We start from the raw sequence: 14168 nt of genomic DNA on the forward strand, positions 1-14168 counted from the left end.
GTTAGAGTTTGGATTTCCTTAAAATTTCGTCAGCGATTTGCTGATCGGTTCTGAAACCTTGCCTTTCTACAATGGGCTGGTCCCTGGACTTCATTTTGTTTGTAGATTCACTAAGAGCTAGGAATTTTCTGGCGTACTGTTTTTTTGCCTCCCAGGAAGTATTTAACCGACGATATTCCAAAAGCAGTCTGTGGTAGGTCAGTAGCCTTGAACCACGGTCAAGTGTTGTAGTCATTGCACCGTCCAGGCGTTCCTTAATTCCTGAGGACTCTTCGCGATACCACTCGTAAACGCCGTTGCGAACCAGGTAGTCAATTTCTTTTGCGGGAATTCCAGACATCAAATTTGCATCTTGTTCGTTTAAAAGAGGTTCAAATTCATGACGGTAGTATAGCATCCACAATGGATCGGCAGTAGAAAAAACAGCTGAATAGTTTACCGCTTCGGTTATTGCAGTATTTCTTAAAGTATCAGCATGCAGTTTATAGGCGTTTTCGGTATTTTGCATGGCCGCGGCAAAAGCCAGACGCTGAGTTTGTGGTCCGATAGGTCCCAATGGACGGAGGTCTTTTTTAGGGTAGTTCGGGTGCCACGCCCAGGTAAGCCAGTAGTTTGGATTAAGTCCTAAAAAGCCGCTGGTTGGGGTAAATTTCTTCCTGTCCCATTGTTTGAAAACCATACGTTCTTGCTGGTTAACAATAGACTGGTCTCGAATGATACGCTGGGCTCCTGCAGAAGCGGCCATCCCCAAAATAAGTATGGCTAGAATATAATGTTTCATCGTTTATTGTTTTAAAATTTGATAATTACGGATGATATCATTGGCCATCCGAGTATCTTGATTTATAAAATCTCTATAAGGATTAGCCGTTTTTAACACCCCGTTCATTTTTGCCCAATACATAGATCTACCCATACTATAACATAGTGCCCTCATGACTTTTAATTCCAGGATGACCTTACGTAGTAAAGCATCTCGTTTCTCGTAGTCCATCAACACATTGCCGCCTGCTTTTAAAATAAAATCAGATACTTCGCTAACCAGGTTAATTCCACGGGATTTCAGTTGCCTTGCAACATCCTCGGCAAACAGCAATAAATAGGGCTCGCTGCCTGCAATAGAGATCATGGTATTGCTTTCCTTAATAATCTCTGTACTGATTCGAGCAATCTGTGTGGCGGCTATACCGCTTCTCAATGCTTGATTGACCTGGGTAAGTGAATTATAAATCAAGTTCTGCACCATCACCACTGAAGAGATATTCAGATTGATGTCATCCAAACGATTGTTAATGGTGCCTAGATAATTGTTATGGGTATTTTCTGCTGCCAAACGCACGCTGCCGTTCTCATTAACAATCGCAAAATGACCGCGGTCGAAAACTAATTTTTGCGCATTTGAACTTTCTATACAAACGAGCAGCAAAAAACCTGCGATAAATAGTTGGCACCTCATGGCGTTGTGGCTTTAAGAATAGAGGCATTACGTAATATATTATCAACAAGCTGTTTATCTTGCTCAATAAAATTGGCAAAGGGGTTCAACGAGCGTTTTCGGTTAGCATGGAACATGGCCGTGGCCAAACCTTTACTAGCCCCTTCTATCAAGCGGAGTTCAGTTAATGCATGTGAAAAAAGAATTTTGCGGTCGCTTGCTTTCATCTGGTTGATGTCGCCGATACTTAGGGCCAGACCAATAATATAATTCACCAACATTCTCGCTCTGTCTGCAAGGTCTTTTTCGGTCTGGAACGCTAGTGAAATCAGAATAGGATTATCACTAGCCAGCTGGTAAATTATATTTTGCTGTCGGATGATCTCTGAAACAACTGGGCTGGCTTCCAGTCCGATCTGTGCGGCATCAATAGCCAGTCCCACAGTATGAAAACGGCTTTGTAATTCCCTGTACTTCGTCTTAAGTTTGCTCATTTGTGTTTTATTTACCTCTTCGTTTGCAGAAGTAACTGCCTGTTTATTTTTAGCTTCTTCCTGTCTGCTATTTTCGCTTTTACTTTCGGCTACCAACTGATGAATTAGTTCTACATTGAGCTGGCAAAAAGCATGTTGTAGTATCCCGAAAAGCAGGAAGATTAGGATAATCATTCCTTTCATTTTTTTAGGTATTTAGCGTTTCTGATGATATCATTAGCAATCCTTACATCAATATTTATATAACCGGAATAAGGATTAAGAGAATTAAGAATACCACGCTGCTTCGCCCAAAACATCGTGCGATGCATTCCATAAGCAACACCCCGTAAGATCATCAGTTCGGTCCTGATGCGGTTTAATAATTTTGCTCTTTCGCCAGAATCCATCAGGTTGTTTATGCCACCCTGCAATACAAAGGAGCTGACTTCCGCAGCCAATGCCGTTCCCCTTCGTTTGAACTCGCGAGCACCACCTTCAGCAAAGAGCAGCAGAACCGGGTTACTTTGAGCAATTGAAATAGCCTTGTTTACATCGGAAACAATATCCATGCTGATGTCGGCAATATCCTGAATGGCCAATAAGGATCGTACGGCGGCAGATACCTCACTTAACCCTCGGTAGATTTGTTGCTGCAAATCATTTACGATGACCAGCTGGCCAGTTACTGCCAATTGACCACGTTGGATCAATGTAAGGTTATCATTCGTTCTATTGAGCTGCCCGTTGATAATTCCTGAGTGTGCAGCCATAGCACCCGCCGTGGTTGGGTCCACATAAATCTGGGCAAAAACAGGACAGGCTGTAATAAAAAGTCCTGCAATTAGAAGTGATCGTTTCATACAAAATCGGGTTTAAAATATTCAGTTGAACTTGGGATGGGTATACCATCCTTATTAATCTGGCGGATAAAGGCATCCAAAGGCAATCCGCTTTTTTCCATATCGGAGACAAAAGCTTCCAATCCGCTTTGATAGGTCCCGTAGGTGCGGGTATAGATTTCCACCGCACTTTTTTCGGGTTTTTCGGTAGTATAGGCCAAATACTGAAAAATAGAGACCTCCACGCCGTACACTTCCCCCGAAGCACCTCTTCGGATATATACCTCTTTAAAGCGCCCCCTGTTATCGGTGTTGCTCAGATTATTAATGGTAAATATCTTCTTTTGCTCGATTTCAGTAATGGCCAGGAGTTTGCCGATCTCCTTGTAATTCTCTTTGAACTTGCTCTGGTCTAGCAGGCAAATGGTATCCGAATTGTTCAGTATACTATCCTTGACCACTGCATTGCCGATAATATCCCCCAATTCCTGGGTGACCACGATGGCCTCGCCCCAAAATTTACGGACAGTCTTATAGAGGTACAAAATGTACCCTGCCATTAAAGGTGAGGCGATTGCCTTCCACGCCTCTTCAATTATGAGGGCCTTTCGCTGATCCTTACGATGTCTCATCTTCTGGATGAACACATCCATAATGATCAGGGTCACTATGGGAAACAGAATACGGTTCTCCTTAATGGCATCAATTTCAAAGACAATGAACCGCTCGGAAAAAAGGGATGCGTCGGCAGGCTCGTTTAGGATACTTTCAAACTCTCCGCCACGGTAAAATTTCTTTAACACGTACCTGAACTCGTCCAGGTCGAACGCAATCCTTTCCTCGATTTTGATCTCCGGTATTTTCCCGAGTGCGAACTCGTAAAAACTATTAAAATCAAGAGCGGTAATTCCCGTCCGTTCATGCCTGATACTGCCCAGTTTCTTTTCCTCGTTTACTGCGGAAAAATATTTTTGATTGAAAGCAGCCTTAAACGGAGTCGTATCAGGATCTTCCGCCAGCAAGACTTCATCTAAATCACTGATTTCCAGGTTAATCAGATTATCATCGATCACATCGGAGTCCATATCAAAAAGAGGGTTCTCCTTCATGCTTTCAAAGACACGTTTGCGTATGCTGAAAAGCTGTTTATGGGATAGGCCGGGATACCCCGGATTGAAATATCGGCTATAGTAGGCGGAGATTACATTGGAAATGACATCACGCTCAACCGAGCTTATGGTTCCTTCGGCACCCTTCCACAACAGGCTGACCAGAGTAATCAGAAAATCCTTTTTTTCTATATTGTATTCACTTTCAGCAATGGCAAAGGGGTTCATCGTAATCGGCTTGCTGTCCGACCAGGTAATGTACTTGCCCCGGAAATAATCGCACATCCCGGAATAGGAATGCCCAGTATCCACGATCACCACATCCATGTTATAGAGCATATACTGCTCAATCAAGGCGTTCATAAAAAAACTCTTCCCACTGCCTGATGGGCCGAGCACAAATTTATTTCGGTTATTGATCCGGTTGGTGCGCATGGGCAGGTCTGCAGGGTCTATCCCCACGGGAATACCTTGGCGGTCGGTAAAGCGAACCAGGAAGTCCGAGGGTTCATCTTTTAACAGAGATTCCTTAAAAAAGAAGCAGAGGGCAGCATCGGCGGTTGTCAAAAACCAGTCGTATTTTTTTAGTTCTACACCATTGCCAGGCAATGCGCAGCGGAAAAGTTCTAACTGATTATAGGCGTTTCGTGATGGGATAATTCCCTGTTGAAAAAGTGCTGCATCAATATAATTAACAGCCTTCCTGATTTGTTCTTCCTCTGCACATACGATCATGGAATAATGGGCATTGACGAGCATTTGATTTTCTCTTGCTACATCAACCAGCAACATATCTATATCCTCAACGCAGATGAGGTTGGCCGGATCGGGAACGCCTGAATGGCGTTTACGTTTCAGCTCTAGTTTATTGAGTGTTAGCTGTTGTGGTGGTATCTCTAACAATTGGTTATAAATGATAACACGATATCCAGGAACCTGATGTAAAAAAGAAAGGTTATCTACCGGAAAATCCCGCATTCCTTTGTTATCCTGCTTTTCGGTGTAGGGGCCTAACTTTTCCGGTAGATCCACCGAATCGGTATTGACCATGCTGATACAACGGATGGCCAGATTACCCAAATTCAATTGTTCATCCCCACAACGCATATTATTAAGAGTGGTATGGGACGAGGCAAACTCCATGCTAAGCACCTTACTTATGTATCGGTTGATTTCAACCTCATTCAAAAAGCTTGGGTTGAATCCGGCATTGGCTAGCAGATCTGAAATTTTAATCACGTTCTGAAAGAAATCTGACAATACTTTTTTATCATAAGTATAGAAAGCACCGCGTTTAACCTGCTTGGTAATAATCAGGTAGGATTTAATGTCTGTATATTCTCGTCCTTCAAAATGTGCGTGATACTTCTGTTGTAAAAATTCGCTCTGATTTACACCCTTATATTTCCTACGGATGAAAACATCCTGCTTTTGTATTATGTGTCCTTCGCCTAGAATCTTAATGATGTTTAACAATACACTTTGATAAACATTGTAAGCATCAGGGTCGGCGCCGTATTGCAGCACCGGGTTACTAATGTGCAGGATCATGGAGAAATCACCATTCTCGCCATACAATAGCTGTAAGCCATTATAGGTATCGATCCCAGCAAAAGGAATTTTAAATCCTGTTTTTCTTTCTCGCTGCATAGTTTAGTTTTAAGTGGACTGGATGGATAAAAATCCCTGTGTTTCGGGTTTTGGAGTGGAGGCCGTCTTTCTGTCGAAAAAAGGTATAGGTGAGCCCAGCTGAGATCAGGGCAATGGTCAAAAAACCACCTAAGTACATACTGGTGAGGGCTCCAATAAGGCCTCCGATTATCAGACCTCCAACTAAGGAACCTAATCCCCAATAAATGAATTTTCCTTTGAACCCCCGGTAAATAAGGGGCTTTTGAAGCCCCTTATAGATTGCATACTTAGCGATCATTATACGCCGAAAAATGCTTTGATTACCACCGATACGAGTACCAGGAATAAACAGGAACCGCCCCAGGACATAAGTTCCTTGTTGATGTCCTGGTCCCCCGCGTTCCATTTGATGTACACGCGAACCCCACCGATCAATCCGACTACCGCACCGATAGCCAAAATCAGCGTAGATACTGGATCTACGTAACTTGTCAGGGAAGAAGTGGCGGCGTTTATACCGATGGAACCTCCGCCTTGGGCAAACGAAGATTGAGCCGCAAGCATTGAAAATGCAGCGATTGCAAACAGTTTTTTGTTGTTTACTGTCATGAATTGAGAAATTAAATGGTGAATGAAAAATTGAAAAGGCTGTTTAATGCACCCCGAACAGGGCTTTGAGGGCTGCCCCGATGATAGAAAGGAAGAGGCAGGAAAAGAACCAACCCATGACCTGGGCGTCTATATGATGTTTGCCGGATTGCCAATTGGCATATACCCGAAGACCGCCCAGTATGCCACTGATGGCACCGAGGACAAGAACTAAGTCAGAAAGGCTGAAATACCAACGATGCATTTCTCCACTGACCTCATAAAATTCACTGATACCTGGCGGTGACTGGGCCGTTGCCAAAAAAGGCAGGGCAAAAAAAAAGACAACCGGAGTTGTCTTTAAAAGTGGATACTTGAATTTCATCGTTGCCTTAATAAGGTATGGCTTTGGTGTACTCGATGACCTCGGACTGGGCCAGAGCGAAAAGTTGTTGAAGTCTTACTCCTCCAGTGCTAATAAGTGGGCCAGAAGATATAACCTGCCGGCTTTTTGGTTCGGGTGCTACTTCATCAGAGCCGACCTGTTTGGGTTGTGTTTCTTCAGAGAATACGAGTTCGTCCTGGCTCGTGTCTGTGATCGGTTGGCCTCGTGACTTTATCATGTCAAAGAGGATGTTAAACAGGTAATAAAGGGAATATACAGCGGCAATGCTGAGTAGAAATTGTGTCCAATTCATAATTTGATGGTTTTAATGTTTTCTTTGACGTATTCTATAAGTTCAGGGTGGGTACGAAGAAAATGTTGCAAGCTGAATGCGATTAGTTTGTTCATATCAATTGCCTTGGCAATTTTCAATTGCTTCAACAGGAATACAGTGCGGTCATCCAGGCGGATCAGCAGTTTTTCCCTTCCTGTTAGTTCAAAAGCCAGGATACTTTCAAACAGGGTATCGAGCTTTGCGTCTGGGGGCTTTTTAGTTAATTTGTTTATAGGTGTTTGCTTAACCGCAGACTTGCCGTCCTCTATTTCCTTATCGGGATGTCCATCTTTTTTAATGGTTTCTCTTAGCTCATCGGCCAATGATTTAATCTGGCTCATGTATGGTCCTCCCAATCTAGGTACTGGTTATAGATCAGATCAAGCAACGGCAATACGACTGGGTATAAAATTAGTGGTGTTTGGAAAGTGCTGATCCGCTGAAAATCCACGCGGTCAGCAAGGCTTGGAGCAACCACCCCAAAACGCCGCAGTACATTTTCAATTTCAGTCTTTGTTTCATATTTCACTGTATTTTTAACACGGTTAGGAATAAATATGAATGGGGCCTTATCATTGATCTTCCGTAGCACCATTGCAAACAGTAAGGTCGAATCCACAGAAAATTCATCATAGGCGAAAGGACAAAGGATAAGGTCACATGCAGCAAACAAAGGCAGCAGTCCGTCATCATCCATTTTTCCGGGGAGGTCGATCAATATGATTTCGCCAGATCGGTTGCTCAGTGCATTGTGTAGGGATGGAAAATGTTTAAGATCAGCTGGAACAATTTCATAAAGTGGCTCATTTTCCAAAATTTTTGCCTTTTGAGCTTTTGTGGCCAACGACTGTTGATAATCCATATCCAAGACAGTGACGTTACGCTTTTTGATTTGAGTAAGGTAATTGGCCAAAAGTAGCGTAAGCGTACTTTTGCCCGCACCACCTTTTTGATTGCCTAATAGTATTAGCATAATAATAGTTTTTTAAGTTCTTTTAGGAGGTGTTATTTGAGAAAGGTTAAAGAACCAGGTCGCTTTAAGTTATCGGGTATTGGTTCTGGCTTTACGCTTACGCTGCCTGTTACGACCAAGTATAGCTTCATCGTCGATGTCATCGGCAATTTCCAAATTGATTTCTGGGAACGAGGTTGTAGGAGTTGGTTCTTCTGTAAATCCTGAAACCTCTGAAGACTTGTCTGGGGGAATTGAAGAATCGGTATCATCTTGTTTGACCGTTTCGCTTTGTAGGGTTGGGATTATATCATTATTAATAAAATCCCCGGCTGACTGATCTGGTGCAACATAAAAATCGGAATCTCCCAGTTTGACAGTTTCACTTTCGACAGGTGACTCATTTTCTTGCTGAAGATCGCTTAATGGCTTAATAAATTCGGCAATTGGCATCAGTTCGCCACCTTTGTAAACGGTCTTTCTTGAATGGTCTATTACAGTGTAACCATAAGGAGGCAATCCCGGCTTTCCATGATAAAGGATCTGTAAACCAAACTTTGAAGAAAGTACTTCTGCGAGCTCTGAAGTATATCCTGTAGGCTTGGCTGTAGTGCCTCCGGGGAGTGGTGTTGTTAATGGAACAGCAACTGGACTATGACTTATTCGGTATTTTTCAGTTATTGCTCTTAGCTGTGCTAAGCGATCGATGTTTTGATTGTAAAGACTAATCTTAGCATCAACTTCAGAAACATCAATGTTTCCCTGCAACTTACCATACTTAAAAAGCTGATATTGCCCTCCCGTCAATTTCAGGGAGTAACCTTGGCATTCCAATAGCATCATAAACTGAGGACGGGTTGAAAAATTGTAACTCATTGCCTTTTCCAGGTCTTTGTTTACTGTCTCTTTTTCATCGAGCCCCATTACTTGATTTAAAACCTGGTAAGCGCGGATTTTTTCGTAGCTGTCATTTATCTTTTTTCCATTTTCATCTACGCGGGTGGAGACAATATGAATATGATTATTGTCCGTGTCTTTATGAAAGACCAATAAGTAGGGCTGGTTTTCATAACCCATCCCTTTTAACCAAGCAGTAGCGATTTCAGTGAGTTGTTCCTTGCTATGTGATTTTCCTTTACAGGAAATGACCGCGTGGAACTGCGGTAATTTAATCCTTGCGCTTGTTTTCGATCGAGCTTCGAGGTAATTAATATAATCTTTTGGTTTGAGATGTTCCAAGGCTTGCAAGGCACCGAAATTTTCCACCTTCATCAATTCTCCTTTATCGTTTTCTATTTTGGTTGTGTTGTAACTTACGCCTCTAAACGTAGCAGAGGGCAGAAGGATTTTTACAATCATGGTTAACCTTTCATTAAGCGGATAACTTGGCGAATACTTTTTTCGAGCTCCTGCTGTACGTGGATGTATTTGCCTAAAAGACTATTAAATTCAGTAGAAATACTTTGACTTAGCATGCCCTGTTTGTGAAGTATATTAGCGTGCCTGGCTAATTGATTTATATTATTACCTGATCGGCCAAGTTCTGTTCCGATGTCATCCAGTTGTTTCATCAGTTCTTTACTGTTCACAAGCATTTTGGTTGCATTTTGTAGTACCCGAATGCGAACTATATCGGCACGACTGATACCTAGTGATTTTTCTAACTCTATGAGTTGCTGCAATTCCTGCTCGCTTAATCTTAATTCAAAACGGCGGGTTTTAAGTACAAACCCCTTGTCAGTAGGCTTCTTGCTGTTCCCCATAGTTAATAATTAAAGCTTTTGCTCAATGGATTGGATAGCACGGAATATTTCTAGTGCGACTTGGGGTACAATTGCATTACCGTAAGCTTTTACACTTTCGGCTCGCCAAGCTGAAAAGGTAATTCCGTCCAATTCGCTGGGAAGCCCATCATTGCCGCCACAAAACGGGGGTTCAACTGGCCATGTCTCCCAGCTGGGAATTTGGTGTTGCCAATCTGCGCTGTGGTGGGTAAAATTCGGATCAGACGTTCCAATATGGAGGCTGGCAAATCTCCCGGTATCCGTTTGTACCGTTTCGATTGGGTTTGAAGTGTGTAGTAGACCAGAAAATCTGTCAAAGATACCTGACCTCCGTTTCCCTTTTCGTTTTTGCGGTTCGCCAATTGTCTGCCTTCCTTTACCTGCGCTAGTGTTACCCCCATATTGCTGATCTCTGTCGCTGTTGGAGTGGGCAACAAACCAGACCCGGTCTCTCTGGTGCGGGGCGTTAAGGGCAGCAGCCGGAATACAACAAACGACTGGTGTGCCATCTTTAAGCTGCGGTAATACATATCCTGCTGCGCTGATTTCTGAAATAATGCTTCCGATAACTCTTCGCTGGAGTCTGATAATGGTACTGTCCGCTTGCTGGTTACTGTCCTGACAAAAAAGCTCAACCGCTTTAATTTCCATTTCAGAAAGACTGTCTGGTTCGAGAATGCTGAAGAGGCCAGCAACGTTTTCAAGAACAATCCACTTGGGTCGTGATTCTTTAATAATTCGGCAAGCCTCTGGGAAGAGATAGCGGTCATCCGCTTTGCCCTTTCGCTTTCCGGCCTGACTGAATGGCTGGCAGGGAAATCCCCCGGAGATGATATCAACGTGTCCTCTAAACTGAGCTGCGCTGAATTGAAAGATGTCGTCATAATGATGGGTATTTGGCCAGTAATGTTTTAGAATGGTTTGGCAAAAAGAATTCCTTTCGCAGGAAAAAACATTCTGCCATCCCAGCCAGGTAGCGGCGATATCAAAACCACCGATTCCACTAAAAAGGCTGCCGTGTCTAAACATAGGCGGCTTCTTTAAATTCGTGGCTAAGCGTTGGTAGAAATGGGCACGGCGAAGCCGTGACGACCTTCGTCATGATAGAATTGCTTAACAGCATAGGCTAAATTTTAAGGGTTAGAAATTGGATTTGGGAGATTGTCTTTGGGCGGTGGTATGAACGCTTTGCCGGAAAAAAAGGGAGTTGCGACCTTTTTTCTTCCTTAACTGCCTTTCCCCAACGGGGTTAGGCAGCTTAAGGCAAGTTCGTTTTTGTCCACAGACCAGCCGAAGGCGGGCTGTACGGACAAAAACACAACTTGCCCAATAACAAACAAAAAAAGGCAGTTATACCATTTCGATGAAAATTGGGACGAATGCAATGAAATGTGGGGGTAATTCCAGGATGTATAAACAGCTTGTTGTATAGACAGAATCCTTTATTGTTGCATATTGGTTTAGATGCTTATAAGTATACACAGATAAATAACCATAAACATATATGTCTATATAGGTATTCAGGGTACTGGCTAGTTATTTATAAACTTTCCGTATATACAGATAGATAAATAAACATACAAAGGGATAAGTGTAAATCAAGATTGGTAGATAAATATATATTTGTTTAGCTATATATATAGTGAGCCATATAGGTGGATAGACAGGTAAATATATAGCTGTCTTTAGGAATAATTGCATATCCATAATGTTAGATAAAGGAGTAAACAGATAGATAAATAAACAGATATCCCTATAAGTGGATATGTTTATTTTTGTATATATAGATAACTTAACTGGAAATCGTCAGCGTTTCCTTCCCGTACTATAACTTGCGGTTTCGACTGGAATACTTTCAACTAAGCGTTTAGAACTATTGAGATCGTCTTTTAACTTTTCATTATAATCCTTATAGCCTGCATACTCATATGAACGGTCAACCGCATGGGGTATTTCTTTCTTTAGTAGTTGGGTGCAATTTCGGCCAGGATCATCGTTATCAAAATACACATCTACAGTATGGAAATTCTTAATTCGATCAAGGGCATAACCTAGCATCGTAATCGCGTTAAGTACAATAATTGTGGGTTTTAAATTCGGGTGCAGTAACTGCCAACTTAAATAGTCCATATACCCTTCGAAAACTGCAACATGATCTGGATTGCCCTGGATTACTGAGATGCCTTTTTGACCTATGGTACTTTTAAAGCCCTTTGCGTTGCCAAACTCCCAGGCACCATGTTCGTTCTGCCAACCTACAGCATAGTAAGCAGAGGTATTTTCGGCATTATTTATACGATTGTAATAAACTTCTTTCACCTGTTGACTTTTAGCTATTTCAAACAGCCCCCTGGAATGAAGATATTGGGTAAGAACGTAATTGCTACCCAACTCCCGGACGTTGGTCAAACCCCATTCGTAAGTTCCTTTTTCTGGATCTTTTGGATAAATTTTGGGAGGAACGTATTCAGGAATTAAAGCAGTATCCATGTCACAAACTTGCTGTATCTTGTTTAATACTTCAACAAAGGACAGATCTGGCCAATATGCCGTACCCAGCTGTACAATGCCACCCTTAAAAATACCAGTTGCATTTGCACCACCCCAATCTTTCCAGCAGTTTCCTGCATCCCATACGGTAAATGATGGTGTGTCCTTTTTGGTTTCTCTCAGCATACTATGATAAAAGTGTTCTTTCCCGGTCTTTCTGACTGGATGGTGACCCAGGCGAGCCAAAAAATCCACAATAGAAATATCTTTCAATGTGGCAACATCGATATAATTTGGCATGACAATACAAATTGGTTAGGGATTGTTTACTTTAAAACTTTCGTTCATAATAAGAACTACATTCTTGAATTTTTCAGCCCTTTTTTTTGCAGCAATTGAAAACTCTGGAGAGTTCAAAATCAATATGCTGGGACCAGGTAACTTGTTTTTATATTTCCAGCTGAGATAATTAAGATAGTCATCAAACAGTGCCAGACTGTTTTCTTTGCCTGGAATAAAAGTCATGCCTTTACGACCGAGGCTGCCGGAGAAATTCTTACTAATCACTTCCCATCCTCCATTTTCATTTTGCCAGCCAGCGGCGAAAAAATCCTTACGTCGGTGTTTTTCATCCACGACATAATAATAAACTTCTTTAAGATGGCCGATGGTCATCTCCCATAAACCTTCTGATTTCAAATAGTCTGTTATTTCAGTATTGCAACCTACTGGTCTTGTTTCCTGAATATGATAAAACGGGATTTTTATCGCTCGTCTTTTTCTACCAACGGGCTGTAAGTTTGTTGAAGCAGACAGTTGCGGATAAGTTGTGAATAGCTGGCTAATCTTCTCTGATATCTGGTCCGAATTAAGTTCTGGCCAATAGGCCAAACCAAAGTCAATAATGTTACCGCTTTTCTTTGTTGAGCGGTCGTACCAAACATCCAATTGGGTGTTTACAAGAAATGTAGGTTTAGCTTCGTCAGTTCTTAAAACATTAAGATACAACTGCTCGTCGCCATTGCTTTTGGTCGGTTTGTAGCCGAGGCAAGCTATAAGCCTGCTTAGTGTGACCTGTTCCTTAATGGAACCCGCACTTAAGAATGAAGTTTTCATAGTTTATTGATTGGAATGGTTTCAGATATAGAGTAGAGCGTCAAGCGATTTTCGGATTGTTTCGGCTTCGATACGGTCAATACGCCAAGCTGCCGAATAATTGCCGTCCTTTCTGCGGGTAAGTAGTCCCTGATCAATCCAATGTTCGATATTTGCCCTTCCATAAATCCGGTATGCCTCAGACTTATTCATGTACTGCTTAATTTTTCCGGTCCTGGCAAGGGCGAGCTTGGCGCCCATTTCCGCGGCATCACGTAACAGAATGCTGAGCTGGTGATCAGTTAATAGAATATTCATAAATAGAAAGTTTTATGAGCGATAGAAAAGGGCATAAAATATCCCTAAGAGAACCGGCAACGGGGAACGAACCCGTTGTAATTCGCTTTGCCGGTTTGAAAAATCGGGACTACTAGCGTCGTGTCCTACGACACGGGCCACTTGGGAATTATGCACGATAATTCCCTCGGCCTGCCAATGCGTTTTCAGATTTGGTGCTTGATCCGCTGTTTTTCTCTGGTTATGTTTGCCAGAAAAAATCAACGAATACCTAACCTCACCTTCGCAAAATTTCCCGGTTCTTAGGCGGGTTAATGCTTCATCCCTGTACGTCAAAGACCTTTCGGAAAAGAAGAAGTTTACCGCTCTGCCACAGGCAGGTAGGTGATCCGGTTGCTGGATGCAGCTATTGCTTCCAGTTTTGTCCGGTCCAAGTATTTTCGGGAAGATCTTTCTGGACAATGGGTCGGACAGATCAGTTTTTCGCTGATCCAACGATCCACATTGCCACGGCCAAAAAGCCTGTAAGCTTCGGCCTTGCTGACCTGGGTCTGTAAATGCCCGCTTTGCATTAAGGCGTTTGAAGCGCCTTGCTCGGTAGCATTTTTTAACAGGATAACCAGGTCTTTCAGCTTCATAAGAGTTCCTTTAATGTTGGTTTAACTATCATTTCCGAGACAAAGCAAGAATTTAGAGGAGGGCAAAAACAGGGACAGGGGGTGACTGAAAAACGGTCACCCCCTGTCTGGGAT

General features: G+C 42.5%; 17 protein-coding genes. All 17 read right to left on the bottom strand.

The features are described from left to right. Position 1 precedes the first annotated feature (1 nt). Positions 2-781: a hypothetical protein gene (locus tag AY601_RS14340; protein ID WP_068402258.1), complete on the bottom strand. Its 780-nt coding sequence runs from the start codon at positions 779-781 to the stop codon at positions 2-4. 3 nt (positions 782-784) lie between these two features. Then, positions 785-1456, bottom strand: a complete 672-nt coding sequence (locus AY601_RS14345) for a hypothetical protein (protein ID WP_068402260.1) — start codon at positions 1454-1456, stop codon at positions 785-787. Then, complete coding sequence (locus AY601_RS14350; protein ID WP_124558629.1) at positions 1453-2103, bottom strand: hypothetical protein; 651 nt, start codon at positions 2101-2103, stop codon at positions 1453-1455. Before AY601_RS14350 ends, AY601_RS14345 begins: the two co-directional genes overlap by 4 nt. Positions 2104-2108: 5 nt before the next feature. Continuing rightward, a complete protein-coding gene (locus AY601_RS14355) occupies positions 2109-2771 on the bottom strand; it encodes a hypothetical protein (protein ID WP_068402265.1) in 663 nt (220 codons plus the stop codon). Continuing rightward, entirely contained in the window at positions 2768-5509 is a 2742-nt protein-coding gene (locus AY601_RS26095; protein ID WP_068402267.1) for a TraG family conjugative transposon ATPase, read from the bottom strand. Before AY601_RS26095 ends, AY601_RS14355 begins: the two co-directional genes overlap by 4 nt. A 279-nt stretch (positions 5510-5788) precedes the next feature. Further along, positions 5789-6100, bottom strand: a complete 312-nt coding sequence (locus tag AY601_RS14370; RefSeq protein ID WP_068402271.1) for a DUF4134 domain-containing protein — start codon at positions 6098-6100, stop codon at positions 5789-5791. 43 nt (positions 6101-6143) lie between these two features. After that, a complete protein-coding gene (locus tag AY601_RS14375) occupies positions 6144-6464 on the bottom strand; it encodes a DUF4134 domain-containing protein (protein ID WP_068402273.1) in 321 nt (106 codons plus the stop codon). A gap of 7 nt (positions 6465-6471) precedes the next feature. Beyond that, positions 6472-6777: a hypothetical protein gene (locus AY601_RS14380; protein ID WP_068402275.1), complete on the bottom strand. Its 306-nt coding sequence runs from the start codon at positions 6775-6777 to the stop codon at positions 6472-6474. Then, the gene (locus AY601_RS14385) at positions 6774-7139 is read right to left on the bottom strand and encodes a hypothetical protein (RefSeq protein WP_068402277.1); all 366 of its coding nucleotides are present in this window, start codon (positions 7137-7139) and stop codon (positions 6774-6776) included. Before AY601_RS14385 ends, AY601_RS14380 begins: the two co-directional genes overlap by 4 nt. Continuing rightward, entirely contained in the window at positions 7136-7771 is a 636-nt protein-coding gene (locus AY601_RS14390) for a ParA family protein (protein ID WP_068402279.1), read from the bottom strand. Before AY601_RS14390 ends, AY601_RS14385 begins: the two co-directional genes overlap by 4 nt. Before the next feature lie 69 nt (positions 7772-7840). Continuing rightward, complete coding sequence (locus AY601_RS14395; protein WP_068402281.1) at positions 7841-9109, bottom strand: relaxase/mobilization nuclease domain-containing protein; 1269 nt, start codon at positions 9107-9109, stop codon at positions 7841-7843. A gap of 2 nt (positions 9110-9111) precedes the next feature. Next, the gene (mobC, locus tag AY601_RS14400) at positions 9112-9513 is read right to left on the bottom strand and encodes a plasmid mobilization relaxosome protein MobC (protein WP_068402283.1); all 402 of its coding nucleotides are present in this window, start codon (positions 9511-9513) and stop codon (positions 9112-9114) included. A 9-nt stretch (positions 9514-9522) separates the two neighbouring features. Further along, on the bottom strand, positions 9523-10563 hold the full coding sequence (locus AY601_RS14405; RefSeq protein WP_068402285.1) for a DNA cytosine methyltransferase: 1041 nt from the start codon (positions 10561-10563) through the stop codon (positions 9523-9525). A gap of 777 nt (positions 10564-11340) precedes the next feature. Next, positions 11341-12324: a toprim domain-containing protein gene (locus AY601_RS14410; RefSeq protein WP_068402287.1), complete on the bottom strand. Its 984-nt coding sequence runs from the start codon at positions 12322-12324 to the stop codon at positions 11341-11343. Positions 12325-12339: 15 nt separating this feature from the next. After that, positions 12340-13140 carry a hypothetical protein gene (locus tag AY601_RS14415; RefSeq protein ID WP_068402289.1) on the bottom strand — a complete coding sequence of 267 codons (801 nt, stop codon included), beginning with the start codon at positions 13138-13140 and terminating at the stop codon, positions 12340-12342. Positions 13141-13161: 21 nt separating this feature from the next. Then, complete coding sequence (locus AY601_RS14420) at positions 13162-13437, bottom strand: hypothetical protein (RefSeq protein WP_068402291.1); 276 nt, start codon at positions 13435-13437, stop codon at positions 13162-13164. Between the two features lie 338 nt (positions 13438-13775). Continuing rightward, positions 13776-14054 (bottom strand): hypothetical protein, encoded by a 279-nt coding sequence (locus tag AY601_RS14425; RefSeq protein ID WP_068402293.1) that lies wholly within the window; start codon positions 14052-14054, stop codon positions 13776-13778. Positions 14055-14168 lie beyond the last annotated feature (114 nt).

Source organism: Pedobacter cryoconitis (assembly GCF_001590605.1).
GTDB classification, from domain to species: domain Bacteria; phylum Bacteroidota; class Bacteroidia; order Sphingobacteriales; family Sphingobacteriaceae; genus Pedobacter; species Pedobacter cryoconitis_A.

Bases quoted from the DNA above. Each gene is read 5' to 3' on its own strand.
- mobC (WP_068402283.1), bottom strand. From the start codon at position 9,513: ATGGGGAACAGCAAGAAGCCTACTGACAAGGGGTTTGTACTTAAAACC.
- AY601_RS14380 (WP_068402275.1), bottom strand. From the start codon at position 6,777: ATGAATTGGACACAATTTCTACTCAGCATTGCCGCTGTATATTCCCTT.
- AY601_RS14345 (WP_068402260.1), bottom strand. From the start codon at position 1,456: ATGAGGTGCCAACTATTTATCGCAGGTTTTTTGCTGCTCGTTTGTATA.
- AY601_RS14350 (WP_124558629.1), bottom strand. From the start codon at position 2,103: ATGATTATCCTAATCTTCCTGCTTTTCGGGATACTACAACATGCTTTT.
- AY601_RS14410 (WP_068402287.1), bottom strand. From the start codon at position 12,324: ATGCCAAATTATATCGATGTTGCCACATTGAAAGATATTTCTATTGTG.
- AY601_RS14395 (WP_068402281.1), bottom strand. From the start codon at position 9,109: ATGATTGTAAAAATCCTTCTGCCCTCTGCTACGTTTAGAGGCGTAAGT.
- AY601_RS14355 (WP_068402265.1), bottom strand. From the start codon at position 2,771: ATGAAACGATCACTTCTAATTGCAGGACTTTTTATTACAGCCTGTCCT.
- AY601_RS14340 (WP_068402258.1), bottom strand. From the start codon at position 781: ATGAAACATTATATTCTAGCCATACTTATTTTGGGGATGGCCGCTTCT.
- AY601_RS14420 (WP_068402291.1), bottom strand. From the start codon at position 13,437: ATGAATATTCTATTAACTGATCACCAGCTCAGCATTCTGTTACGTGAT.
- AY601_RS14385 (WP_068402277.1), bottom strand. From the start codon at position 7,139: ATGAGCCAGATTAAATCATTGGCCGATGAGCTAAGAGAAACCATTAAA.
- AY601_RS14425 (WP_068402293.1), bottom strand. From the start codon at position 14,054: ATGAAGCTGAAAGACCTGGTTATCCTGTTAAAAAATGCTACCGAGCAA.
- AY601_RS14415 (WP_068402289.1), bottom strand. From the start codon at position 13,140: ATGAAAACTTCATTCTTAAGTGCGGGTTCCATTAAGGAACAGGTCACA.
- AY601_RS14370 (WP_068402271.1), bottom strand. From the start codon at position 6,100: ATGACAGTAAACAACAAAAAACTGTTTGCAATCGCTGCATTTTCAATG.
- AY601_RS14375 (WP_068402273.1), bottom strand. From the start codon at position 6,464: ATGAAATTCAAGTATCCACTTTTAAAGACAACTCCGGTTGTCTTTTTT.
- AY601_RS14405 (WP_068402285.1), bottom strand. From the start codon at position 10,563: ATGTTTAGACACGGCAGCCTTTTTAGTGGAATCGGTGGTTTTGATATC.
- AY601_RS26095 (WP_068402267.1), bottom strand. From the start codon at position 5,509: ATGCAGCGAGAAAGAAAAACAGGATTTAAAATTCCTTTTGCTGGGATC.
- AY601_RS14390 (WP_068402279.1), bottom strand. From the start codon at position 7,771: ATGCTAATACTATTAGGCAATCAAAAAGGTGGTGCGGGCAAAAGTACG.